The organism is Streptomyces sp. NPDC088746, from assembly GCF_044751065.1.
Classification (GTDB): domain Bacteria; phylum Actinomycetota; class Actinomycetes; order Streptomycetales; family Streptomycetaceae; genus Streptomyces.
The window spans coordinates 496640-518380 of sequence record NZ_JBIVLA010000003.1; the positions used below are offsets into that span (position 1 = coordinate 496640).

Consider the following 21741-nt stretch of genomic DNA (forward strand, 5'->3'; position numbering starts at 1 on the left):
CGACGTTCGATTCTCAGTCCGAGTGTCTTCACAGCGATCCCGCCCCGTAGCGCCGGACGGCCCAGATCAGCATCGGGCCCCCGAGGAAGGCGGTCACGATGCCCACCGGCACTTCGCCGGTCGGCAGCAGCAGCCGGGAGCCGATGTCGGCGATCAGGAGCAGGACGGGGCCCACCACCATCGAGTAGAGGATCAGCCAGGGGACCGAGCCGGCCGCCGGCTTGCGTACCAGGTGCGGCACGATCAGCCCGACGAAAAGGATCGGTCCGGCCACCGCCGTCGCCGCCGCGCAGAGCACGGTGATCAGCACCAGGGCGGCGGCCCGCACCCGGCCCACGCCCGCACCCAGGGTGTGCGCCACGCTCTCGCCGAGCGCCAGGGCGTTGAGCGCCCTGCTGAGCAGCAGCGCGCCGGCGAGGCAGACCACGATGGCGGCCGACGGCAGCGCGAGCGGGGCCTGTTCGCGGGCCGCCAGCGATCCGACCGACCAGAACCTGTACATGTCGAAGACGTCCGGGAGCATCAGCCGCAGGCCGAGGGCGACGCCGCTCAGCACCGCGGTCAGGGCTACTCCGGTGAGTACGAGACGGAGCGGTGAGCGGCGCCCCACGGCGGCCACCAGGAGCGCCGCGAGCACGGACCCGATGACGGCGAAGCCGAGCTGGCCCGCCTGCCCGGCGGCCAGTCCGAGCGCCGAGCCGACGGTGATGGCGAACCCGGCACCCGCGGTGACCCCGAGGATGCCGGGCTCGGCCAGCGGATTGCGGGCCAGCGTCTGGATCAGCGCACCCGACACCGCGAGGGCGGCGCCCACCGCGACGGCGAGCAGCGAACGGGGCCCCCGGACGTCACGGACGATCACGTGATCGTCCGTGCCCTGGTAGTCCAGCAGCGCGCGGACTACCTCGGCCGGAGGGACCGGGCGGGCGCCGACGCCCATGCTGAGCACGGCGACCACCGCCAGCAGCACCAGTCCCCCGACGAGCAGGCCGATCTGCGGCAGGGCGGCCCGCGTCTTCACCACCGGTCCCGACGCGCGACCCGCGACGGTCACGACTTCAGCAGCGGAGCGAACGACGTGTCGATCGCGTCCAGGGTGTTCATGGCCGACCCGTAGGTCGCGGCCTCGGTGTAACGGAGCGGGAAGGTCTTGCCGGCCTTGACGGCGGGCAGGTTCTTCCACAGCTTGGAGTCGAGGACGTACTGGACCGCTTCGGAGACGGTGCCGTCGGCGTTGACGGAGTACGTGATGGCGTCGGCCTCGGCGAGCGACGCCGGAAGCTCCTCGAGGGAGGGGTACTCGCTGACCGCGCTCGATCCCTTGCCGGGCTTCTTGACCTTGCCGTAGTACGTCGCGCCGACGTCCTCGGCGACGTTGGTCCCCCACGAACCACCGAACTCCCGGTGGAAGTTGCCCTTGGCCACCTCGCCGTACGCTCCGACGTGGCCCAGCTTGAGCTGGGGCAGCACGTCCTTGTACTTCGTGGCCAGCTCGGCGGCCTTGGCCTCGTACGCCTTCTGACCGGCGTCGAACTTCCCCAGGGCGCCGGCCGCGTCGGCCTGCTTGCGGGACAGGTCGCGCCAGGCGGACGGCAGGGTCGGGCCGATCGCCACGACGGGCGCGATGGTCTCCAGCCGCTTGACGTCGATGTCGCCGAGCACGGGTGCGGGCACACCGATGACGATCAGGTCGGGCTCGGCCTCGGCTATGGCCTCGTAGTTGGTCTCGGCCGCCTGCTCACCCGCCACCTTGGTGAGCTTCTTGTACTCGGCGAGGTCCTCCTTGCTCATCATCGGTTCGCCGCGCTTCCACGACGAGATCCCGACGAGGGGCGCGTCGGCCTCGATCAGGGCGGGCACGGCGTAGCCGGTGGCGACCACACGCTTCGGGTCCGCCGGAATGGTGATCTTCCCGTTGTCCGCGGCGAACACCCGGGTCTTGGCCTCTCCCGACGCGTCCGACCCGCTCTCGCCGTCGGACGAGGACCCGCACCCGGTCAGGATCAGGGCCAGCGACACGGCGCCGACGAGACCGGAGGTTCTGCGTATGGACATCAATGCTCCTCGAAATTTAGGTAAGGCTTACCTTAGTTCAAAAATTCTCATCAAGACACCCCGGAGCGGCAGCAAGTCCGCCCTCTGACCTGCCCGTCGGTCAGTGGTCGTCCTCGTCGAAGTCGGCGACCCCGCGCTTCCAGTAGCCGGTGATGTCGTGGTCGGCCCTGTCCAGCCCCAGCTCGTCGCGGACCCAGCGGCGCAGAGGCTTGATCTGCCCCGCCTCCCCCGCGACCCACACGTACACCCGCTCACCCTCGGGCACGGTCACCGAGGTCACGGCCCGCACGAAGGCCTCGTCGGCCGCGGCGGTCCGGTGGTCGCGGTGCAGCCAGCTCACCTCGACACCTTCGGGCGCGGAGAGCTCGATCTCCTGTGAGGCGTCGGGCACTTCGACGAACGCCCAGCCCTTCGCGCTCCTGGGCAGCTCCTCCAGCCGGCGCGCGATGGCGGGCAGGGCCGTGATGTCGCCCGCGAGCAGATACCGGTCGTAGGAGTGCGGGACGATCAGCCCGCCGGGCGGACCCGCGAGATGCATCACCGCGCCGGGCCGGGCCTCGCGCGCCCAGTCGGAGGCGAGGCCACCGTCGTGGAGGGCGACGTCGATGTCGATCTCGCCCGAGACCGGGTCGTAGCGCCGCACCGTGTACTGACGCGAACGGAGCACCGATCCCGCCCAGCGCAGCATCGTCCCGTTCGGCTCCGGCAGTCGCAGGGTGCCGTCCGAATCCGGGAAGAGCAGTTTCACGTGTTCGTCCGGCGCATGCGCCTCGAACCCCTCGGTGCCCTTCCCGCCGAGGGTCACCCGCAGCAGACCGGCCCCGACCATGGCGGTTCGCACCACCTCGGTCTCCCGGATGCCGATCGGGTAGCCCACCTTCTCGGCACGGCGGCCGGCACGGACTTCTGCGATCCGGTCCAGGTGACGGCTCCGGTGGTCGGCCAGGCTCATGCGGCGCCACCCGTCAGGAGCTCCGTCCAGTGCCCCAGTTCGGGCTGCTCGGCCAGGTCGGGGTACTCCAGCGTGTCCGCCCCCGCTCCGCGCCAGCGCTCGATCAGGACCATCGTCCGCACCGAGTCGAGCCCCAGGTCGTTCAGGTTGTCGTCGAGCTCGATCTCGGCGGGGTCGCAGCCGATCAGTTCCGCGACGTCGGCGCGAACACGCTCGGGCGTCAAGGTCTGCTGGTTCATGGGAGGACTCCTGAGGGGATGGACACCGGCTGCGGGGTCAGCACCGGCGATGGTGGTCACGACGCCCCATCGCGGGAGCGACGTACGCGCACGTCCGGCCGGGACACCCGCCCCGTCCGAACCTAGGCGAGGCTAACCTAACTTCGAGTTCCTTGGGCAGAATACACAGCGCGGACCGGTGTGATGCGGCCCTCCCACCACGTGACCCGATCCGGCGTGACCCGCCATCAGAGCCCCACGCGCTCACACCCATTGATCTTGGGCGTTCGATGAGTTCGTCGCAGACGCACAGCCGTGCCCTCGCGTCCTTTCACGGCGGCCGGGTGCGGGAACGTCCTGTCGATCATGGTTGGTAGCCTCGAAGGATGACTGCGATCTTCGACGAAGCCGTCCGTGCCCGGCTGCAGGCTCCCCACATCTGGTACGTGGGCACCGTGTTCGCCGACGGCGCGCCGCAGGTCAGCCCGATGTGGGTGGACCTGGAGGGCCAGGGCGAGCTGGCCTTCAACACCTCGGTGGGCCGGGTGAAGGAGGAGAACCTGCGCCGCGACCCGCGCGTCTACCTCTCCCACGCGGACGCCGCCGATCCCTTCGACCGCGTACAGATCAGCGGCGTGGTGGCCCGCTTCATCGAGGGCGAGGAGGCGCACACACGGATGGACCGGCTGGCACAGAAGTACCTGGGCAGCGAGCGGTTCGAGTGGCTCATGCCGGAGGAGCAGCGGGTCGCCGTGATCGTGCGCCCGCTCAAGGTGCGGCACATCGTCGGTGTCGAGCGGTTCCGGCCCGGCGGCCCGGTCCCTGAACAGCCCCTGGACGGATCCCCGTACGCCTGACCCATGGACAAGCCGTACGGGCGAGGCCGTGACCCTGGGCCGGGTCACGGCCTCGCCCGTGCGACGACGGCTCGCGCCGCGACGTCCTTGATGGTGCTGTGTGTGCTCACCGCAACGGGAGGAGGGGCCCCGGGGTTTCAGCCCTACGGCTGCGACAGCTTCGGCAACGTGAGGATTTCCGCTCCGTCCTCGGTGATGGCGATCGTGTGCTCGCTGTGTGCCGTCCGGCAGCCCGTCGCACTTCGGAGCGTCCACCCGTCGGCGTCGGTGACCAGTTTCGCGGTGTCCGCCATGACCCACGGCTCCAGCGCCAGCAGCAGCCCCGGACGCAGTTTGTATCCACGGCCGGGCCGTCCGGTGTTCGCGACGTGCGGGTCCTGGTGCATCGTCGACCCGATGCCGTGCCCGCCGAATTCGGTGTTGACCTCGTATCCGGCCTGACCGAGGACCGTGCCGATGGCGTGGGAGATGTCGCCGATACGGGCTCCGGGCCCGGCGGCGGCGATCCCTGCGGCCAGAGCGCGCTCGGTCGCCCTGATCATCGCGATGCTCTCCGGGGGCCGCGCATCGCCCACGACGAAGCTGATCGCGGCGTCCGCCGCGATTCCTCGCTTGGAGACGGCGAGGTCGAGCGTGAGCAGGTCCCCGTCGGCGAGTGTGTAGTCGCGCGGCCGGCCGTGGAGCACGGCATCGTTGACGGCCGTGCAGATGTAGTGGCCGAACGGACCTCGTCCGAAGGACGGCGCGTAGTCGACGTAGCAGGACTGCGCTCCCGCCTCGGTGATCATCGCCTTGGTCCACCGGTCGATGTCCAGGAGATTCGTCCCGACCGTGCTCCGGCCCTTCAGCGTCTGCAGGATGTCCGCGACCAGGGCCCCTGTGTCTTTCGCTCGGGCCAGCAGGGCGGGGTTCAGGATCTCGATCATGTGCCACTTTCCTCACGGAACCAACAACTATACCGGTCAAACTATACCGGTATTAGAATCGTGGTCGTGTCGGCCCGCCGCTCGTCCCCAGAGGTCGCACTCCGGCGGGAGGGCAAACCGGCGGTCAGGCTCGTCGGCCTCACCACGCGGCGGCGTTCAGTGGGGAAGCACCCAGTCCGGCGCCCAGGTCCCGGCCGCACCATGGCCGGTCGCGCCGGAGGCGAGGTGAGCTCGGAGGGTGGCCAGCGCCGGGTGGGGATTGTCGCGGTGCCAGAGGAGCGAGTGCGGGTACACGGGCGTCGGGCCGGTCACCGGGATGCGGCGCAGGCCGTGGCCGGCGGGCCAGACGAGGCGCGTCCGCCCTCCCATGAAGGTGGCCAGGGCCGGAGTGTCGGCGACGGTGTCCAGGAGGGCGTCGGAGCCGAAGTTGGGGCCGGTCGCCTCGATGGTGAGGCCGAACCCGGCCACGAGGTCGTCGTAGTACGCGGCCCACTCCGTACCGGGCACGATGCCGGGCATCCAGATGCGGTGACCGGCGAGCTGGGCGACGGTAACCGACCGGGCGCCCGCCAGCGCGTGGCCGGGGCCCGTGAGGAGTTCGAGCGGCTCGTCGAGCACCCGGACGGACTCGATGTCCTCCGGGAGGGGCCGGCCGGGCGCGGCGACGGCGCGGAAGGACGCGTCGATCGCACCGGACCGGATGGCGGCTACGGCCGTCTCGATTTCGAAGAGCATCACCACGTCGAGGTCGATCTCGGGATGCGCCCGGTGGAAGTCGCGCATCAGGCCCGATACCGCACCACGTGAGTTGATCACATCGACGCGCAGCGGACGGCTGCCGGTGTGCACGGACGCGACGGCGCGCTCGGCGACGCGCAGCAGCTCGCGGGCATGGGGCAGGAACGCCTGCCCGTCGATGGTGAGCCCGGCTCCGCGCGCGGTGCGGGTGAACAGCCGTACGCCGAGGGTTCGCTCCAGCGCGGCGATGCGCTTGGAGACGGCCTGCTGGGTGACCGCCAGCTCGGTGGCGGCCTCCTGGAACTGACCCGCGTCGGCGGCGGCGACGAAGGTCCGGACGGCATCGAGATCCATGCCGGACACCCTACGGCCACAACTGTTGGTTGTGGCTTGCGGCCCTGCGGTTGTTTGACCCCCGTTCACAGGGCCCGCTTTGATGACATCGATCGCGGATCGGTTGTACGGGAGAAGGGCGAGAGCCGGGCATGAAGAGCGGGCACCGGCTGGGCCGGCGGTTCGGGTGGCTCTGGGGAGCGTACGGAACCAGCGCGCTCGGCACGTGGCTCGCCTTCGGCGCGTTCCCGCTGATCGCCGTCCAGGTGCTGCACGCCGGACCGGCCGAGGTCGCGGCACTGTCCTCCGTGGGGGCAGCGGTGGGCGCGGCGGTCGCGGTGCCGCTCGGCCCGTGGGTGGAGTTCCGCCGCAAGCGGCCGGTGCTGATCACGATGGACCTGGTCCGGTTCGCGGCGCTGCTGACGGTCCCCGCCGCGTTCGCGCTCGGCGCGCTCACCTTCGTTCAGCTCCTGCTGGTCACGGTGGTCGTCTCGGCAGCGGACATCACCTTCCGCGCCGCCTCGGGCGCGTACCTGAAGACGCTCCTGCCGCCCGGGGACCTGCTGGTCGCCAACGCCCGGTTCGAGTCCACGAACTGGACGACCACGATCATCGGACCGCCGCTGGGCGGAGCGCTGATCGGGCTGCTCGGTCCCGTTGCCACGCTGGTGGCGGACGCGGTCAGCTATCTGCTCTCGGCCCTGGGCATCCGCGCGACGGGCGGGCACGAGCCGCTGCCCGGACGACGGGAGGCCGCCCGTATGCGGGCAGGGGACCTGCTCGACGGCTGGCGGTACATCCTCGCGGACGCGGCGCTGCGTGCCCTGTTCTTCAACACCGCCCTGTTCAACGGCCTGGTGATGGCCACCCAGCCGCTGCTGGCCGTTCTCATGCTCGGCCGGCTCGGGTTCGCGCCGTGGCAGTACGGCCTCGCGTTCGCCGCTCCCGCGGTCGGCGGGCTGCTCGGTTCACGGCTGGCCCGGCCGCTGGCCACCCGGTTCGGGCAGCATCAGGTCCTGGTCATGTCGGGGACGCTGCGCGCGGTCTGGCCCGTCGGCCTGGCCTTCCTGGGGCCGGGCACCGGCGGGCTGCTGCTGGTGATGGGGGTCGAGCTCGGGCTCATCTTCTGCTGCGCCGTCTTCAATCCCGTCCACGCCACCTGGCGCCTGGAGCGCACCGCCACGGACCGGGTCACCCGCACCCTGTCCGCCTGGGCGGTGACGACCAAAACGTCGGCCGCGCTCCTGACGGCCCTCTGGGGAGTACTGGGCAGCCTGCTCGGCCCTCGTACGGCCATCGGCCTGGCCGGCGTCCTCGTGCTGACGACCCCGCTGCTGCTCCCCCGGCGGGCATCCGGATCCGGAACCCCGAAGCCGTAGTCAGAGGGCTCCATTCCGTACGGTCGGGCGACCGGATGGATCCGCCCGTCGGAGTAAACGCGCCGCCTCCCGTGTTGCAGATCCCATCACCACGACAAGGTGGGCCGTGGCCCGCCGCGGGGAGGGGGCGGGAGCGGATGAGCCTTCGTCAGTACGAGTACGCCCTGGCCGTTGCCGAGGAGGGCTCGGTGACGGCGGCGGCGGAACTGCTGCGCGTCGCCCAGCCGTCGGTGTCCCAGCAGATCCGCGGCCTGGAGCGGGAACTCGGCGTGGAGCTGTTCGCCCGTACGCCGACCGGGCTGGTGCCCACCGTCGTCGGCCGCGCGTTCCTGCGGGAGGCGGAGGCCGCGGTGAACGCGTCGCGGCGGGCGAGGGCGACAGCACGGGCCGGCGCCGACGAGCTGGTGGGTGAGCTGGTGGTAGCGGTGCAGATGGGCTTCGGGACCCGGCAGTTGCCGGGCGCGCTGAGTGCGCTGCGTCGTCGCTTCCCACGCCTGGAGGTCACCGTCTTCGAGGAGCCGAGCTCCGTCGAGCTGGAGCGGCTGGGCCGCCGGGGCACTCTGGACCTCGCCCTCATGGCGGCCTGCGAGCAGAGCCCCGCCGACGCCCACCACCTGGGCGACGAGGAGTTCGTCGTGGTGCTGGGCGCCGGCCACCGGCTGCTCGCCGCGGACCGGGTCGAGCTGCGCGAACTGGAGGGGGAGCCGTGGGTGCGGTTCGACCGGGACAGCGCGCTCGACGGCGTGCTGCTGAACGTGCTGCGGGACAACGATCTGACCCCGACCACGGTCGCCCGGGTCTCCCAGACGGCGACGGCGGTGCGCTGGGCCGCCCACGGACTGGGGGTGACGCTCGCCCCCGCCTCCGCGGTGCCGCACGGGCACGAGCACCTCGTCCGCCCGGTGTTCCCTGTCGTGTCCCAGCCGGTCATCGCCGTGGTCCGGGCCGGCGCCGGCCCGGCTGAGACGGCTCTCCTCGAACTCCTGCGTGAGGAGAACTGGTCCGATTCCGCTTCCTTCTCAGCGGTGTTCTGACAGCTGAATGGAGAGCGGGGCCCCGCTGAATTCCATTCCTGCCGAAATCGGCAGTGCGGAGTTCCCAGGAGTTCCCCAGGCGTCAGCCTCGGGGGAATTCACCACCGTCCACGACGAGATTGCTCCCGGTCAGCCAGCTCGCCCGGTCGGACATGAGGAACAGCACCGCGTGGGCGATGTCGTCGGGCCGTCCGTCGCGCCCCAGCGGAGGGCTGGTGTTGTCCTGGCCCGGCCCCTGGCCCAGCCGCGCCCACTGCTCCCGCGTCGCCTCACCGCCGGGGGTGGCGGTTCTGCCGGGAGACACGGTGTTGACCCGGATTCCGAACGGGGCCAGTTCCGATGCGAGTCCCCGGCTGTAGTGCTCCAGGGCCGCCTTCGCCGCCACGTAGTGCAGGAACGGTGGTGCCACGGTGGGGACCGCGGCCGAGGAGACATGCACGATCCCCCCTGAACGCCGTTCCCGCATCCCCGGTGCCAGCAGCGCGTCCAGCCGCACCGACGCCAGGAAGTTCAGGTCCAGCGCGTCCTGCCACTCCTCGTCAGGGATGGCCAGAGCACCCTTGTGCGGTTGCCCCCCACCCGCGTTGTGGACGAGGATGTCCACCCCGCCGAGCACATCGTGGGCGACCTCGGCGAGCGCCTCCGCACCGGCCCGGGTGCGCACGTCGGCCTCCACGAACGTGGCCCCCTCCGGCACCGTACTCGTCGCCGACCTCGCGGTCGTGAGCACCTCCGCCCCCGCGTCGAGGAGCCGGCGCACGACGGCCGCTCCGATCCCGCGGGACCCGCCCGTCACCAGAGCCCGCTTTCCCGCGAGTTCTCGTTTTCCCGGTCCATTTTCGATCGTGGCCATGCCACCGGTCCTCTCATGTACGTATCGACCGCTCGACGGGAGAAATATCGGCGCGCACACAACGCGATTCTTCGAAGAATTCGCGGTGGGCACCTCGTCGAGCTGCTTCACGGTACGTCCGGAAAAGAATGAGAGGCAAAGACGAAATGTCAGCAGGTGCTATAGGGGATTCCTATGGCATCCCGGCCCATGGAGGGGGCCTGCCGGCTGACGTAGTACTCGCCCAGCTCAGGCAGTTGCCGTCGTCGACGTGGAGCCGCGCCTCGGCCGGTGACCACCTGCTCATCGACGCGATGACGGCCGAGGCGCGCTGACCGCCCACCGAGGCCGAGCTGCCGAGGGGTGGGCGCACCGTCGGAGTGGCGTCCGCCCGCACACCGTTCACCCGAACTATGGTGTCCCGCCACATACGCCCCTGACCTGCCCCTTCCTACGGTATGGCGACACGGAAACGTCCCCGCCAACTGTCCGGAAGTGGTATCCATGGCCGCCCCAGCAACCGCTCCCCCACCGCCGTCCAACCTCCGCCGCATCGTCGCCGCGAGCCTCGTCGGGACCACGGTGGAGTGGTACGACTTCTTCCTCTACGGCTCCGCCGCCGCGCTGGTCTTCAACAAGCTGTTCTTCCCCGGGTCCGACCCGCTCGTAGGTACTCTCCTGTCCTTCCTCACCTACGCCGTGGGCTTCGCCGCCCGCCCCATCGGGGCCCTGGTGTTCGGGCACTACGGCGACCGGCTCGGGCGCAAGAAACTGCTGGTGCTGAGCCTGCTGATGATGGGCGGCGCGACCTTCGCGATAGGGCTCCTGCCGACGCACGCCACCATCGGTTCCGCCGCACCCGTCCTGCTCACCGTCCTGCGGCTGGTGCAGGGGTTCGCCCTCGGCGGCGAGTGGGGCGGTGCCGTGCTGCTCGTGTCGGAGCACGGCGACGCGAAACGGCGGGGGTTCTGGGCGTCATGGCCCCAGACGGGGGCGCCCGCAGGCCAGTTGCTCGCGACCGCGGTGCTCTCCGCCCTCACGGCGCTCATGTCCGAGTCCGCCTTCGAGGCGTGGGGCTGGCGGATACCCTTCCTCCTCTCCGGGGTGCTCGTGATCCTGGGTCTGTGGATTCGTCTCTCCGTCGATGAATCGCCTGTCTTCAAGGCGGCACTGGCCCAGGCCGAGCAGCGCAAGGCGACGGCCGCCCCCGCCGAGAAGATGCCTCTGGTCGCGGTTCTGCGGCATCACTGGCGCGACGTGCTGATCGCCATGGGCGCGCGGATGGCGGAGAACATCAGCTACTACGTGATCACCGCGTTCATCCTCGTGTACGCGACGACATCCGCTGACCTGAGCAAGCAGACGGCGCTCAACGCCGTACTCGTCGCGTCCGCCGTGCACTTCGCCGTGATCCCGCTGTGGGGGGCGCTGTCCGACCGGGTGGGGCGCAGGCCCGTCTATCTGGTCGGCGCCATCGGTGTGGCGCTGTGGATGTTCCCGTTCTTCGCACTGATCGACACCCGGAGCTTCGGGAGTCTGCTGCTGGCCGTCACCGTCGGGCTGGTCTTCCACGGCGCCATGTACGCGCCGCAGGCGGCCTTCTTCGCGGAGATGTTCGCGACGCGGATGCGTTACTCGGGCGCGTCGATCGGCGCCCAGTTCTCGTCGGTCGCCGCGGGCGCCCCGGCGCCCCTCATCGCCACGGCGCTGCTCGCCGACTTCGGCAGCTCGACGCCGATCTCGTTGTACGTCATCGCCGCCTCGCTCCTCACCGTGCTGGCGATCGTCTGCGCGAAGGAGACCAGGAGCCGGGACCTCGCCGACATCGAGCCGGACACCGGCCGGCAGGCCGCGGACACCGCGACGCTGCCCGCCGACGCCCGTAGCGTCTGAACCGGCCGCGCCGAAGGGCCCGTCTCCGCCGGGGGAGCCGGGCCCGTCAGACCTCGGGAGTCCGCTCGAACCAGGTGGGGCCGTCCGTGAGGGACTGCTTGATGCGGAAGACCGAGAACTCGCTCAGCGGCGGCAGCGCGTCGACGTCGAACCACCCGACTTCCAGCGACTCGTCGTCGTTCACCCGCGCCTCGCCGCCGGTGGCCCGGCACCGGAAGGTGATGTCGACGTACTGGCAGCGGTCGCCGTTGGCGTACTGCACCGGCTTCAGCGCCTGGGTCAGCACGACCCGCTCCGCGACACAGTGCACCGCCGTCTCCTCGTACACCTCGCGCTCCGCGGTCGCCGCGGGCTCCTCGCCCGGCTCGCCGATCCCGCCGATGACCGACCACTTGCCGGTGTCCGACCGCCGGCCGAGCAGCACCCTGCCCTGGTCGTCGAAGACGACGGCGGTGACTCCTGGCAGCAGGAGCAGCTGGTGGCCGGCGGTGGCACGGATGTCGCGGATGAAGTCTGGAGTAGCCATGCGCCCGAGCCTACGTGGCGGCCGGCACGTCCTCCGGACCGGCCGACCCGTCCTGCCGGACCTTCCTCGCGCGCACCGAGCGGGCTGTCGCCCAGCCGAGACCGGCGACGGCGAGCAGCGCCAGGATGCCTTCGGGCAGGGTGCCCAGACGGGTCGCGGGGGTGAGTGAGGAGCGAAGCGGCACCTCGTCGACCAGGGCGTCCGGGGTGAACATCTTCGTCTTCTCCACGATCGTCCCGTCCGGCCGGATCACGGCGCTGACACCGCTGGTGACGGGCACGACGACGGACCGCCCGTGCTCGACCGCCCGCACCTGGCTCATCGCCAGCTGCTGGTAGGTCATCTCGCTGCGCCCGAAGGTCGCGTTGTTGCTCGGCACGGCGATCAGCTGTCCGCCGTCCTTGACGGTGTCGCGTACGGCGTCGTCGAACGCGGCCTCGTAACAGGTCACGAGCCCGACCTTCGTGCCCGCCAGGTCGAACACGCCGACCTTGCTGCCGGGGCCGAAGTCCCGCTGCACCCGGTCGACGTCCTTGCTGAAGATCCGTGCCACCGACCTCATCGGCATGTACTCGCCGAACGGCTGGATGTGCCGCTTGTCGTAGGTGTCCACGGGGCCGCTCTCCGGGTCCCACTCGATCAGGGTGTTGCGGAGGGGTCCGGTGTCGGGGGTGAGGACGGCGCCGATGACGGTGGGGGCACCGATGGCCCGCACGGCCCGGTCGATGGCCTCGCGGGCGTCGGCGTTGCGGTAGGGGTCGAGGTCGGACGAGTTCTCCGGCCACAGCACGAAGTCGGGCTGGGGTACCTTCCCGGCCTTGACGTCCCGCGCGAGCTGTTCCGTGCGCTCCGCGTGGTTGTCCAGGACGGCCCGGCGCTGGGAGTTGAAGTCGAGCCCCAGGCGCGGCACGTTGCCCTGGACCGCCGCGACCGTGGCGGTGCCGTCCTCGGGCGAGTCGTCCACGAGCGGAAGGGCCGCCAGGGCGGCGGCGACGGGGGCGGCCACGGTGACGGCCGCGGCGACGACGGCGGAGCGGGGCACGGTGCCGGTGGTGCGGTAGCGGCGGACCTGCCGGGCGGCCTCCAGGAGCCCGAAGCCGCACAGCACGACGGCGAACGTGAGCAGGGGGGTTCCGCCCACCGCGGCGAGCGGCAGGAACGCGCTGTCGGCCTGGCCGAACGCGATTTTGCCCCAGGGGAAGCCGCCGAACGGGACACGGGCGCGGAGCGCCTCGTCCAGGGTCCACACGCCCGCTGCCCAGACGGGCCGGTACGGAAGCCGGGAGACCGCGGCGATCCCGACGCAGCCGACGGCGATGAACAGGGCCTCCGCCAGCGCGAGCGCGAGCCAGGGTACGGGGCCGACCTCCTCCCCCGTCCAGTGCAGCAGGGGCAGCATGAAGCCCAGGCCCGCGAGGAGGCCGAGGCCCAGTGCCGCCCGCAGCCGCCGTGCGGTCAGGACCCACCCCAGCAGGGCGAAGCCGGGCAGCACCAGCCACCAGAGCGGCCGGGGCGGAAAGCTCGCGTAGAGCAGCACACCGGACAGCACGGCGGCGGCAGGCCGGACGAGCCGCGGCCACAGCTTCCTGCTGCGGGACACGGGGGCTGGCGGCGGTTCGGCGGTGGTGATGGTGGCGCTCACCTGCCGGAGTCTACGGTGGACGGCTGTGAGGGCGGCAGCCGCTCCTGCCGTCCTGTGCCCCGGCGGCTCAGCTCCCCGTGGTCTTCCCGGGGGTGGGGAGGTGCAGGCGGTCCCGGATGAAGCGTACGGCGGCCTCCGCGTCGTCCACCGTGACGGTGAAGGTCATGCCGTCGCCCAGCCGGAGGACCAGCGCCTCCCCCCGGCGCACGACCACGGCCGTGCCCTGCTCGGGGCGCCAGCGGTAACCCCAGCCGCCCCACTGGCGCGGAGTGACCTTGGGGGCGAAGTCCGCGCCCACCACATGCGTGAGGAGGATCCGGCGCCGGGGCAGCCCGGCGTGGCCGCAGCGCACCTCGAGGGCGTCGCCGTCGACCTTCACGGCCACGTGGACGAAGGCGAGGGTTCCGAAGAGGATCAGGAGCCCTGCGGCGACACAGCCGATGACGGACATGAGCAGCGGGGCGAACCCGCCGTGCCAGGCCGAGTCGACCGCGAGTTCGATGCCGAGCGCGAGACATGCGGCGCCGATGGCCGCGAGCAGCCACTGGAAGCGATTGGTGGCCCGTCCCGTCCAGACCGTGCTCGCGGCCTGGCTCGAACCGTGCCACGTGTTACCGGGGTGGTCCGTCATGCCCAGCAGCGTACCCACGTTCCACGCCGCGGGGAGGGGGCGTGCGTCCCGGCGGGGCGCCGGGAGCGCTCAGAGCGCGGGGGTGACGGCCTTGAGCAGCAGGCCCTCGGCGTAGGCCAGAGCGGGGTCGGGCAGGTCACCGGCATGTCCGGCGAGCAGGACGGTGAGAGTGCCGACCGGTTCGGCCGACGGAGCGGGCACCGCCCCGACACGGCGGAGCGCCTGGGCGGCGACCGCGTCGGCGGAGCCGTGGAGCACGAGGGGTGCGCGGCCGGGCCGGTTGCTCTCCACGGCGGCGCGGATGCGTTCGGCCACCAGTTCGTAGTGGGTGCAGCCCAGGACGACGTCCGTCACCCCCGCGGGGGTGAGGGCGGCGGCGGCGGCCACCGCGCGGTCGATCGCCTCCTCGTCGGCGTGCTCCACCGCGTCGGCGAGACCCGGGCAGGGCACTTCGGTCACGTCCACGGAGTGGGCGAATTCATTGATCAGCCCGCGCTGGTAGGGGCTCCCGGTGGTCGCCGGCGTGGCCCAGATCGCGAAGGGGCCGCCACCCGCGGCGGCGGGCTTGATCGCGGGCACCGTGCCGATGACCGGCAGTCCGGGCTCCAGTTCGGCCCGCAAGGCGGGCAGGGCGTGGACGGAGGCGGTGTTGCACGCGACGATCAGAGCGTCCGGCCGGTGGGCCGCCGCCGCGCGGGCCACGGCGAGCGCGCGCCGGGTCACGTCCTCGGGCGTACGGGGCCCCCAGGGCATCGACCCGGGATCCGACGACACCACCAGATCGGCGTCGGGCCGCAGCCGGCGTACCGCGGCCGCTGCCGCGAGCAGGCCGATTCCCGAGTCCATGAGTGCGATCTTCACCCGGTCACCATAGTCGACAGCCCTTGCGGCACCGCCGGAGTGGGGCACACTTCGACGGATGAGCGCCGTTGCCTGGATCGCCGTGGGTTCGCTGGTCGTGTGGATGTGGCTGTTGCTCGGCCAGGGCTTCTTCTGGCGGACCGACCAGCGGCTGCCCTTGCGCGGGGATCCGACGCGCTGGCCCCCGGTGGCCGTGGTCGTACCCGCACGAAACGAGGCCGAGGTCCTGCCGCTGAGTCTGCCCTCCCTGCTCGCCCAGGACTATCCGGGTGACGCGGAGGTCTTCCTGGTCGACGACTGCAGCGGCGACGGCACGGGCGGGCTCGCCCGGGCGCTGTCCGAGCGGTACGGCGGGCTGCCGCTGACCGTGGTGACGCCGGGTGAGCCGGAGCCGGGATGGACGGGCAAGCTCTGGGCCCTGCGGCACGGGATGGAGCTGGCCCGGCAGCGTGAGCCCGAGTTCCTGCTCCTGACGGACGCCGACATCGCCCATGAGCCGGACAGCCTGCGGGAACTGGTCGCCGCGGCCGGGAACGAGGGCGCCGGCGGTTTCGACCTGGTCTCGCAGATGGCCAGACTGCGGGTGACGAGCACCTGGGAGCGTCTGGTCGTGCCGGCCTTCGTCTACTTCTTCGGCCAGCTCTATCCGTTCCGCCGGGTGAACGGCAAGGCGTCGCGGACGGCCGCGGCGGCGGGCGGCTGCGTACTGCTGCGGGCCGGAGCCGTCGAGCGGGCGCGGATCCCGGAGTCCATCCGTTCGGCGGTCATCGACGACGTGTCGCTGGCGCGTGCCGTGCGCCGCAGCGGTGGCCGCATCTGGCTGGGACTCGCCGACCGGGTGGACAGTGTGCGGCCCTACCCCCGGCTGGCGGACCTGTGGTCGATGGTCGCGCGGAGCGCGTACGCGCAGCTGCGGCACAGCCCCACGCTGCTCGCGGGCACGGTCCTCGGCCTCGGCCTGGTCTACGTCGCGCCGCCCGTCACGCTGGTGGCGGGGCTGCTGACGGGCGATCCGGTGGCAGCGGCGGCGGGCGGGGCGGCCTGGGCGGTGATGGCGGGGACGTACATGCCGATGCTCGGGTACTACCGGCAGTCGCTGTGGCTGGCACCGCTGCTGCCCTTCACCGCGGTCCTCTATCTCCTGATGACGGTGGACTCCGCGGTGCAGCACCACCGGGGGCTCGGCGCGGCCTGGAAGGGGCGTACGTACGCCCGTCCCGAGGCCGCGCCGGAGCCCTGAGCCCGGCGGGTCACTTGCGCCCGGGTGTCCAGTTCATGCCCCACCCGTAGGCGGCGTCGATGGTCCGCTGGGGACTGACCCCGCGCTGGGGGACGAGATAGCGGGCCTCGCGCTGCACGGTGAGGTCTCCCCCCTCGCTGGTGAGCAGTGCGAGCGCGCACACCGTGGACGGCACGGTGCATTCGTCGAGGGAGAAGTCGATCGCCGCCCCGTTCTGCGGCTGGAGCGTGACCGTGGCATGCAGGTCGGCGAAGCTCCGGGCGCCCTCGTAGATCGTGACGAAGATCAGGACACGGCGCAGCCGGTCCTTGTGGTCGAGGTTGACCGTGAGGTTCTCGCCGGACGAGACGGCGCCCGTACGGTCGTCCCCGTCGAGGTGGATGTAGGGCGGCTGCCGGAGAGAGCCGAAGGCGTTTCCCAGCGCCTGCACGACTCCCTTGCTGCCGTCCGTGAGCTCGTACAGCGCGCAGAGATCGAGGTCCAGGTCCGCGTGCATGGCGACGGCCCTGCCGAGCTTCGCGCCCCAGCCCTTGAACTGCTTGCGCACTTCCCAGTTGAGATTGACGCGCAGCGCTCCGGATGTGCCGCCCTGTTTCGACAGCGACACCGTGGGGGCTTCCTTGGTCAGCGTGACCTTGGTCAGCCGGACGGCGGGCGGGGCGGCCGGGGGCGTGGGGGCGGCAGGACGGGAGGGCGGCTCGGGAGCCCTCTGCGGCTGCCGCGGCGGCGGCGCCTGCTGCGGTTCGTCGACGGAGATGCCGAAGTCCGTCGCGAGGCCCGCGAGTCCGGTGTCGTATCCCTGTCCTACGGCCCTGAACTTCCAGGCGCCCTGGCGCAGGTAGAGCTCACCGAGGATGAACGCGGTCTCGACGGTCGCGTCCGCGCTCTCGAAGCGCGCGATCTCGGAGCCGTCGGCCGGGTTCACGATCCGCACGTAGAGGCCGGTCACCCGGCCGAAGGTGCCGCCGTCCGCCGAGGCCGCGATCACGACACGGTCGATCGCCGGCTCCATGCGCGAGAAGTCCACGGCGAGGCTTTCCGTGACGGCGCCTGCCGACGTCTGCTTGCCTTCGTGGCGCACCGCTCCGGACGCGTGCTCCGGCTGGTTGTAGAAGACGAAGTCCGCGTCGCTGCGTACCTTGCCCGCCACGAGAAGGAGTGCCGAGGCGTCCACGTCCGGTGTCCCGGGCGACGTACGCCGGCCCAGTTCGACCCGTACGGTCCGGGCCGGCACCGCGACATTGGTTCCCTTTTGCATGGTCATGCTCGCCCCCATCACGAGTCCGGCTGCCCGGAGAGTCTCCCGACAACCTAATCCCCGGGCCTGCGGTGAGCCCACACCTGGACGGGGGTCACCGATGTGCCGAGGCCGCGAGCATCGGCAGCGAGAGCGTGTCGGCCAGGGCCTGCTGTCCCGAGATGTTCACGTGGACACCGTCACCGGTGTCGTAGGGCGGGTTGATGGCGTTCGGCTTCAACGGGTCCTTCAGGACCTGGTCGAAACCCATGATGCCGTCGCAGGTGCCACCGCAGTCGTTCCGGTTCAGGACGAACGAGTTGACGGTGTGGCGGACCCTGTTGTGCTCGTCGGTGTAGCCCGGCCGGGGGGTCACCGGGGTGACGTACACCTTGATGCCGGCCGCGTGCAGCCGTCGGAAGGTGTCGCGGTAGCTCGCCAGCACCTGCCCGGCGTCGCATCCGGCGGGCAGGTCGTTGGTGCCGTAGTAGTAGAGGACCCCGGTGACTCCGTGGAGGGACAGGACGTCCCGCTGCAGGCGCGCTCCCGAGTCCAGGCCGCGCAGGGGTTCTGCGAGCTTCGGGCAGTCGGGTGCGCTGGTGGTGCCGTTGACACCGGCGTTCGCCACCGTGAGCCGGCCCGTCGGGGGCAGCTCCGCGGTGATCCGCCGTGCGAGGTCGTCGGTCCATCGGCGGTTGGCGCCGAGCTGAGTGCAGCCGGGGCCGCAGTCGGTGGATCCGACGCCGTCGACCACGGAGCTGCCGTAGGCGACGAGGCCGCCCTTCAGGCGCGGGTTGTGCACGTCCACGGCGGTGACCAGGTAGGTCGACTCGGTCGTCTCCGTGTAGGCGGCGGGACTCGTGTCGCGGGTGTGGTCCCCGGTGCCGGGCGCGGTGAGGTAGTTGGTACGGAACGCGGCCCCGTGCCGGCCCGGGACGACGGTGCCGGAGACGGACAGGGAGACCGCGACGTCCGTCTGGGCGTGGGTCGTCAGGGCGGTGGCGTCACTCCAGAGCTCGCCGCCGGCCGGTATGACCGCCTCCGGCCGGCCGTCGAAGGTGACGGGCCGGGGACGCCCTTGTGTGGCGGCGCTCCTGCCGTCCGTGAGCCCCACGGTGGCGGCGTCCACGGTGAGGGGGGTCGTGCCGAATGTGTTCTGGATCCGGATGCGGAGCGCGTCGCCCCCCTGGCTGAGGTGGCTGACCATGCGAACGGTCTGGTCACGCAGGGGAGCGGGGGCGAGGTCGTGCTGCGAGTTCGCCCAGGAAGTGAACCAGCCGCGCGAGCCGGACCGTTGCCCGGACGCGGTGTCGCCCGCGGCGTCGGTCGTCGGTGCGGAGACGGCGAGGGCTGCCGCCAGCATGGTGGCGGCCGCCGCCATCGAGGTGCGTCCGGTCCGCGGCACCCTGAGGCGGCGGGCTCCGGCGACGAGGGAATGGATCAACGGCTTGCCTTTCCGTGGGAAGAGGGGAAGGGGTTCCGTGCCGGGTCCTCCGGCCGGGCTCCGACGGGAGTTCGGGGGCCTGTGCCCCTACGCCGGTCCGTGCGAAGCATCACGCGCGAAGAGCCCGCTTCATGATCTTGCCGAGGTCGTTACGGGGCAGCTCGGACAGGTAGCGCACGGTCCGCGGACGCTTGTGCGGGGCGAGCTGAGCAGCGACGTGGTCGGCCAACTCGGCTACGCCAGGGCGGTGTCGAGGGTCCTCCGGTACGATCCACGCCACGATCCGCTCGCCGAGGTCGGCGTCCGGCTCACCCGTCACAGCCGCGTCCCTCACGCCGGGGTACTCCATCAGCGCGTTCTCGATCTCGCCCGCGCCGATCTTGTAGCCGCCGCTCTTGATGAGGTCGGTCGCCTTGCGGCCGACGATGCGGACGTAGCCGTCCGGATCGAGCACCGCCATGTCTCCGGTGCGGAACCACCCGTCCCCGGTGAACGCCTCGGTGGTGGCTTCGGGCCGGTTGAGGTACTCGGTGAAGAGGTTCGGGCCCCGCACCTGGATCTCGCCGACGACGTCCGGACCCGTGCCGGCCGGTTCGCCCTCCTCGTCGACGACCCGCAACTCGACCCCGCGCAGGGGCACTCCGACGGTTCCGGCGCGAGGCTCACCGTCCGCGCGCACGCTGGTGTTCATCAGGGTCTCCGTCATCCCGTAGCGCTCGATGACGGTCCGGCCTGTCGCCTCCGCGATCCGCTCGTGGTCGCGTGCCGGAAGCGCCGCCGATCCCGACACGAGCAGGCGCGCACCGGACAGCGCCCGGGCGAGCGCGGCGTCACCCGGTCCCGTGGAGAGAGCCTCGGCGATGCGGTGGTACATGGTCGGCACACCGAACAGCATCGTGGCCCCGGCGCTCAGTTCCCGTGTCACGCCCTCGGTGCTGAACCGGCCGAGGTGGCGCACCGATCCCCCGCGCCGCAGGGGTCCGAGGATGCCGAGGATGAGCCCGTGCACGTGGAACAGCGGCAGCGCGTGGACCAGTACGTCGTCGGCGTCCCACTCCCAGGCGTCCCGAAGGGCGTCCAGCGTGCTGGTCAGGGCCCGCCGCGGCAGGACGGCGCCCTTGGGCGGGCCTGTGGTGCCGGAGGTGTAGACGATCAGGGCGGGGTGCCCCGGGCCGGGTTCGGCGGGAAGTGCGCCCGCGGGGCCCGCGTTCGCGTCGACGTTCTCGCGAGGCAGTCCGTCCAGCGCGGCGGGGAGTGCGTCGTCCGCCGCGGCGAGGACCAGCGACGGCGCGCTGTCGGCCACGATGTGCGCCAGTTCGCGCTCGCCGGTCCGTGGATTGAGCGGCACCGCGGGCACTCCGGCGAGGAGGGCCGCCACCACACCGACGGCGGTCTCCAGGGTCGGCGTCGCCCATACGGCGACCCGGCGGGCCGTGCCCAGGGTCGCGGCGAGGGAGCCGGCCGACGCCGCGAGTTCCTCGTACGACAGGGTGCGGTCCCCGAACCGCAGAGCGGGCCGCGAACCGCGCTCGGCGAGTGCGGGGAACAGTGCCGTGGGGGCATTCACGCGTCGTACTCCGATCGACGGAACGGCGGGAAGGGGAGAGCCGGGGGCGGCGGTCTGCCGGGAGTCACCCGAATCCCGGCACCACCAGGACGAGCCACGCCGCGGCGGGCACCACTGCGACGACGACCCCGCCGTACACCATCAGCTGCTTGAAGAAGCGTTCCCGGTCGACGTCCGGCGCCGCGGCGAGAACGAGCGCCCCGTTGGTCGAGAAGGGGCTGACGTCCACCACGGTCGCCGACACCGCCAGCGCGGCGATCATTCCGATCGCCCCGATCTCTCCCTGCGCGAGGAACGGCACGGCCAGCGGGATCAGCGCGCCCATGATGCCGACCGAGGAGGCGAACGCCGAGACGATCGCGCCGATGTAGCACAGCAGCAGCGCCGCGAGCAGCGGTACTCCGATGCCTCCGACGCCCTCCCCCGCCCACTTGATCGTGCCCATCTCCTCGAGCACGCCGACGTAGGTCAGCACGCCGCAGATGAGCAGCACGGTGGGCCAGGCGATAGCGCCGACCGCCTTGCGGCTGGTGTCCGGCCACGCGGCGCTGATCAGCACGGCGAGCGTGATGGCGGTCAGGCCCGCGTCCAGATCGAAGCCGAGTACGGCGACGACGAGGGCGACCAGCGCGAGAAGGGTGGCCGCCCGGGGCGCGTCGAGCCGGGGGGTCTCCTCGTCCGCGGGAGGCCCGGGCGAGTCGTCGCCCTCCGCGGCACGGTGCCGGGCGAGCTTCAGGCCGCCGAAGAGTACGAACACCACACCGGCGATCACCAGGTTGGCCGCCAGCGAGGCGAGGAACAGGGCGATCTCGTTCCCCGGCAGGTTCTCGCGCTCCACGATGCCGTTCACGATCGAGCCGTAGATGCTGATCGGGGAGAAGCCGCCACCCTGCGCCCCGTGCACCACCATCGCACCCATCAGGAGCGGGCTGATGCCGTAACGGGCCGCGAAACTCAGAGCGATCGGTGCGACGATCGCCACGGCGGCGGGGCTGACCGCGCCGATCGCCGTCAGCGCCCCGGTGATCACGAACATCACCCAGGGGATCAGGGCGATGCGCCCGCCGACCAGGCGTATGGACGCGTGCACCAGCCAGTCCGTGGTGCCGTTGGCCCGGGCGATCGCGAACAGATAGGTGACGCCGACCAGGACGACGAAGAGGTCTCCGGGAAACCCGGCGAAGATACCGTCCGCGTCCAGGTCGGCGACCAGCTCCCCCACCACGAACGCGGCGGCGAAGGCCAGCGCGCCCATGTTGATCGAGCGGGTGGTGGCGATCACGAAGACCACCACGAGTACGAGGATAGAGATGAGTTCCGCGGACATTGCGGGCTCCTGTCCTGGGCCGACCCTCATTGGTCTGGTGGATGAGCCA

Annotated in this window: 20 protein-coding genes; 5 read left to right on the forward strand and 15 right to left on the reverse strand. The window is 71.5% G+C overall.

What is annotated here, in order from left to right; translation table 11 throughout:
• Positions 1 to 28: 28 nt before the first annotated feature.
• From ACIP63_RS16660 to ACIP63_RS16675, 4 genes are all read right to left on the reverse strand, one after another.
• Complete coding sequence (locus tag ACIP63_RS16660; RefSeq protein WP_401516217.1) at positions 29 to 1054, reverse strand: FecCD family ABC transporter permease; 1026 nt, start codon at positions 1052 to 1054, stop codon at positions 29 to 31.
• A complete protein-coding gene (locus ACIP63_RS16665; protein WP_401516220.1) occupies positions 1051 to 2055 on the reverse strand; it encodes an ABC transporter substrate-binding protein in 1005 nt (334 codons plus the stop codon). Before ACIP63_RS16665 ends, ACIP63_RS16660 begins: the two co-directional genes overlap by 4 nt.
• Positions 2056 to 2155: 100 nt before the next feature.
• Positions 2156 to 3007, reverse strand: a complete 852-nt coding sequence (locus tag ACIP63_RS16670) for a siderophore-interacting protein (RefSeq protein ID WP_401516223.1) — start codon at positions 3005 to 3007, stop codon at positions 2156 to 2158.
• On the reverse strand, positions 3004 to 3246 hold the full coding sequence (locus ACIP63_RS16675; protein WP_322986379.1) for a phosphopantetheine-binding protein: 243 nt from the start codon (positions 3244 to 3246) through the stop codon (positions 3004 to 3006). The genes ACIP63_RS16670 and ACIP63_RS16675 overlap by 4 nt, the downstream gene beginning before the upstream one ends.
• A gap of 365 nt (positions 3247 to 3611) precedes the next feature.
• Between ACIP63_RS16675 and ACIP63_RS16680 the strand changes: the two genes are divergently transcribed.
• A complete protein-coding gene (locus ACIP63_RS16680; RefSeq protein ID WP_401516226.1) occupies positions 3612 to 4082 on the forward strand; it encodes a PPOX class F420-dependent oxidoreductase in 471 nt (156 codons plus the stop codon).
• Positions 4083 to 4225: 143 nt separating this feature from the next.
• Here ACIP63_RS16680 and map read toward each other — a convergent pair whose 3' ends face one another.
• Positions 4226 to 5008, reverse strand: a complete 783-nt coding sequence (gene map / locus ACIP63_RS16685) for a type I methionyl aminopeptidase (RefSeq protein WP_401516229.1) — start codon at positions 5006 to 5008, stop codon at positions 4226 to 4228.
• 156 nt (positions 5009 to 5164) lie between these two features.
• Positions 5165 to 6100: a LysR family transcriptional regulator gene (locus ACIP63_RS16690; protein WP_401516232.1), complete on the reverse strand. Its 936-nt coding sequence runs from the start codon at positions 6098 to 6100 to the stop codon at positions 5165 to 5167.
• Positions 6101 to 6231: 131 nt separating this feature from the next.
• On the opposite strand from ACIP63_RS16690, the gene ACIP63_RS16695 reads away from it, so the two are divergent.
• A complete protein-coding gene (locus tag ACIP63_RS16695; protein WP_401516234.1) occupies positions 6232 to 7458 on the forward strand; it encodes an MFS transporter in 1227 nt (408 codons plus the stop codon).
• 137 nt (positions 7459 to 7595) lie between these two features.
• Positions 7596 to 8492: a LysR family transcriptional regulator gene (locus ACIP63_RS16700; RefSeq protein WP_401516236.1), complete on the forward strand. Its 897-nt coding sequence runs from the start codon at positions 7596 to 7598 to the stop codon at positions 8490 to 8492.
• An 82-nt stretch (positions 8493 to 8574) separates the two neighbouring features.
• On the opposite strand, the gene ACIP63_RS16705 is transcribed toward ACIP63_RS16700, so the two are convergent.
• Complete coding sequence (locus ACIP63_RS16705) at positions 8575 to 9345, reverse strand: SDR family oxidoreductase (RefSeq protein WP_401516239.1); 771 nt, start codon at positions 9343 to 9345, stop codon at positions 8575 to 8577.
• A 483-nt stretch (positions 9346 to 9828) separates the two neighbouring features.
• On the opposite strand from ACIP63_RS16705, the gene ACIP63_RS16710 reads away from it, so the two are divergent.
• Positions 9829 to 11217, forward strand: coding sequence for an MFS transporter (locus ACIP63_RS16710; protein ID WP_401516242.1), 1389 nt, complete (start codon positions 9829 to 9831; stop codon positions 11215 to 11217).
• A gap of 46 nt (positions 11218 to 11263) precedes the next feature.
• Here ACIP63_RS16710 and ACIP63_RS16715 read toward each other — a convergent pair whose 3' ends face one another.
• The 4 genes from ACIP63_RS16715 to ACIP63_RS16730 all read right to left on the reverse strand — a co-directional run bounded on the left by ACIP63_RS16715 (position 11264) and on the right by ACIP63_RS16730 (position 14877).
• Positions 11264 to 11743, reverse strand: coding sequence for an NUDIX hydrolase (locus tag ACIP63_RS16715; RefSeq protein ID WP_401516243.1), 480 nt, complete (start codon positions 11741 to 11743; stop codon positions 11264 to 11266).
• Positions 11744 to 11753: 10 nt separating this feature from the next.
• Entirely contained in the window at positions 11754 to 13385 is a 1632-nt protein-coding gene (lnt, locus tag ACIP63_RS16720; protein ID WP_401516245.1) for an apolipoprotein N-acyltransferase, read from the reverse strand.
• A gap of 67 nt (positions 13386 to 13452) precedes the next feature.
• Positions 13453 to 14016, reverse strand: coding sequence for a hypothetical protein (locus ACIP63_RS16725; protein WP_401516248.1), 564 nt, complete (start codon positions 14014 to 14016; stop codon positions 13453 to 13455).
• Between the two features lie 69 nt (positions 14017 to 14085).
• The gene (locus ACIP63_RS16730; protein WP_401516250.1) at positions 14086 to 14877 is read right to left on the reverse strand and encodes a glutamate racemase; all 792 of its coding nucleotides are present in this window, start codon (positions 14875 to 14877) and stop codon (positions 14086 to 14088) included.
• Positions 14878 to 14935: 58 nt separating this feature from the next.
• Here ACIP63_RS16730 and ACIP63_RS16735 point away from each other — a divergent pair, with 58 nt between their 5' ends.
• The gene (locus ACIP63_RS16735) at positions 14936 to 16117 is read left to right on the forward strand and encodes a glycosyltransferase (RefSeq protein WP_401516252.1); all 1182 of its coding nucleotides are present in this window, start codon (positions 14936 to 14938) and stop codon (positions 16115 to 16117) included.
• Positions 16118 to 16127: 10 nt separating this feature from the next.
• Here the strand turns inward: ACIP63_RS16735 and ACIP63_RS16740 are convergent, their stop codons facing one another.
• The 4 genes from ACIP63_RS16740 to ACIP63_RS16755 form a co-directional block, all read right to left on the reverse strand.
• Complete coding sequence (locus tag ACIP63_RS16740; RefSeq protein WP_401516254.1) at positions 16128 to 17393, reverse strand: TerD family protein; 1266 nt, start codon at positions 17391 to 17393, stop codon at positions 16128 to 16130.
• A gap of 76 nt (positions 17394 to 17469) precedes the next feature.
• Positions 17470 to 18798, reverse strand: a complete 1329-nt coding sequence (locus tag ACIP63_RS16745) for an SGNH/GDSL hydrolase family protein (protein WP_401516257.1) — start codon at positions 18796 to 18798, stop codon at positions 17470 to 17472.
• A gap of 109 nt (positions 18799 to 18907) precedes the next feature.
• A complete protein-coding gene (locus tag ACIP63_RS16750) occupies positions 18908 to 20365 on the reverse strand; it encodes an acyl-CoA synthetase (RefSeq protein WP_401516260.1) in 1458 nt (485 codons plus the stop codon).
• A gap of 64 nt (positions 20366 to 20429) precedes the next feature.
• On the reverse strand, positions 20430 to 21692 hold the full coding sequence (locus tag ACIP63_RS16755; RefSeq protein ID WP_401516263.1) for an SLC13 family permease: 1263 nt from the start codon (positions 21690 to 21692) through the stop codon (positions 20430 to 20432).
• Positions 21693 to 21741: the final 49 nt, after the last annotated feature.

Bases quoted from the DNA above. Each gene is read 5' to 3' on its own strand.
- ACIP63_RS16725 (WP_401516248.1), bottom strand. From the start codon at position 14,016: ATGACGGACCACCCCGGTAACACGTGGCACGGTTCGAGCCAGGCCGCG.
- ACIP63_RS16755 (WP_401516263.1), bottom strand. From the start codon at position 21,692: ATGTCCGCGGAACTCATCTCTATCCTCGTACTCGTGGTGGTCTTCGTG.
- map (WP_401516229.1), bottom strand. From the start codon at position 5,008: ATGATCGAGATCCTGAACCCCGCCCTGCTGGCCCGAGCGAAAGACACA.
- ACIP63_RS16680 (WP_401516226.1), top strand. From the start codon at position 3,612: ATGACTGCGATCTTCGACGAAGCCGTCCGTGCCCGGCTGCAGGCTCCC.
- ACIP63_RS16670 (WP_401516223.1), bottom strand. From the start codon at position 3,007: ATGAGCCTGGCCGACCACCGGAGCCGTCACCTGGACCGGATCGCAGAA.
- ACIP63_RS16700 (WP_401516236.1), top strand. From the start codon at position 7,596: ATGAGCCTTCGTCAGTACGAGTACGCCCTGGCCGTTGCCGAGGAGGGC.
- ACIP63_RS16715 (WP_401516243.1), bottom strand. From the start codon at position 11,743: ATGGCTACTCCAGACTTCATCCGCGACATCCGTGCCACCGCCGGCCAC.
- ACIP63_RS16665 (WP_401516220.1), bottom strand. From the start codon at position 2,055: ATGTCCATACGCAGAACCTCCGGTCTCGTCGGCGCCGTGTCGCTGGCC.
- ACIP63_RS16690 (WP_401516232.1), bottom strand. From the start codon at position 6,100: ATGGATCTCGATGCCGTCCGGACCTTCGTCGCCGCCGCCGACGCGGGT.
- ACIP63_RS16705 (WP_401516239.1), bottom strand. From the start codon at position 9,345: ATGGCCACGATCGAAAATGGACCGGGAAAACGAGAACTCGCGGGAAAG.
- ACIP63_RS16695 (WP_401516234.1), top strand. From the start codon at position 6,232: ATGAAGAGCGGGCACCGGCTGGGCCGGCGGTTCGGGTGGCTCTGGGGA.
- ACIP63_RS16710 (WP_401516242.1), top strand. From the start codon at position 9,829: ATGGCCGCCCCAGCAACCGCTCCCCCACCGCCGTCCAACCTCCGCCGC.
- ACIP63_RS16675 (WP_322986379.1), bottom strand. From the start codon at position 3,246: ATGAACCAGCAGACCTTGACGCCCGAGCGTGTTCGCGCCGACGTCGCG.
- ACIP63_RS16740 (WP_401516254.1), bottom strand. From the start codon at position 17,393: ATGGGGGCGAGCATGACCATGCAAAAGGGAACCAATGTCGCGGTGCCG.
- ACIP63_RS16735 (WP_401516252.1), top strand. From the start codon at position 14,936: ATGAGCGCCGTTGCCTGGATCGCCGTGGGTTCGCTGGTCGTGTGGATG.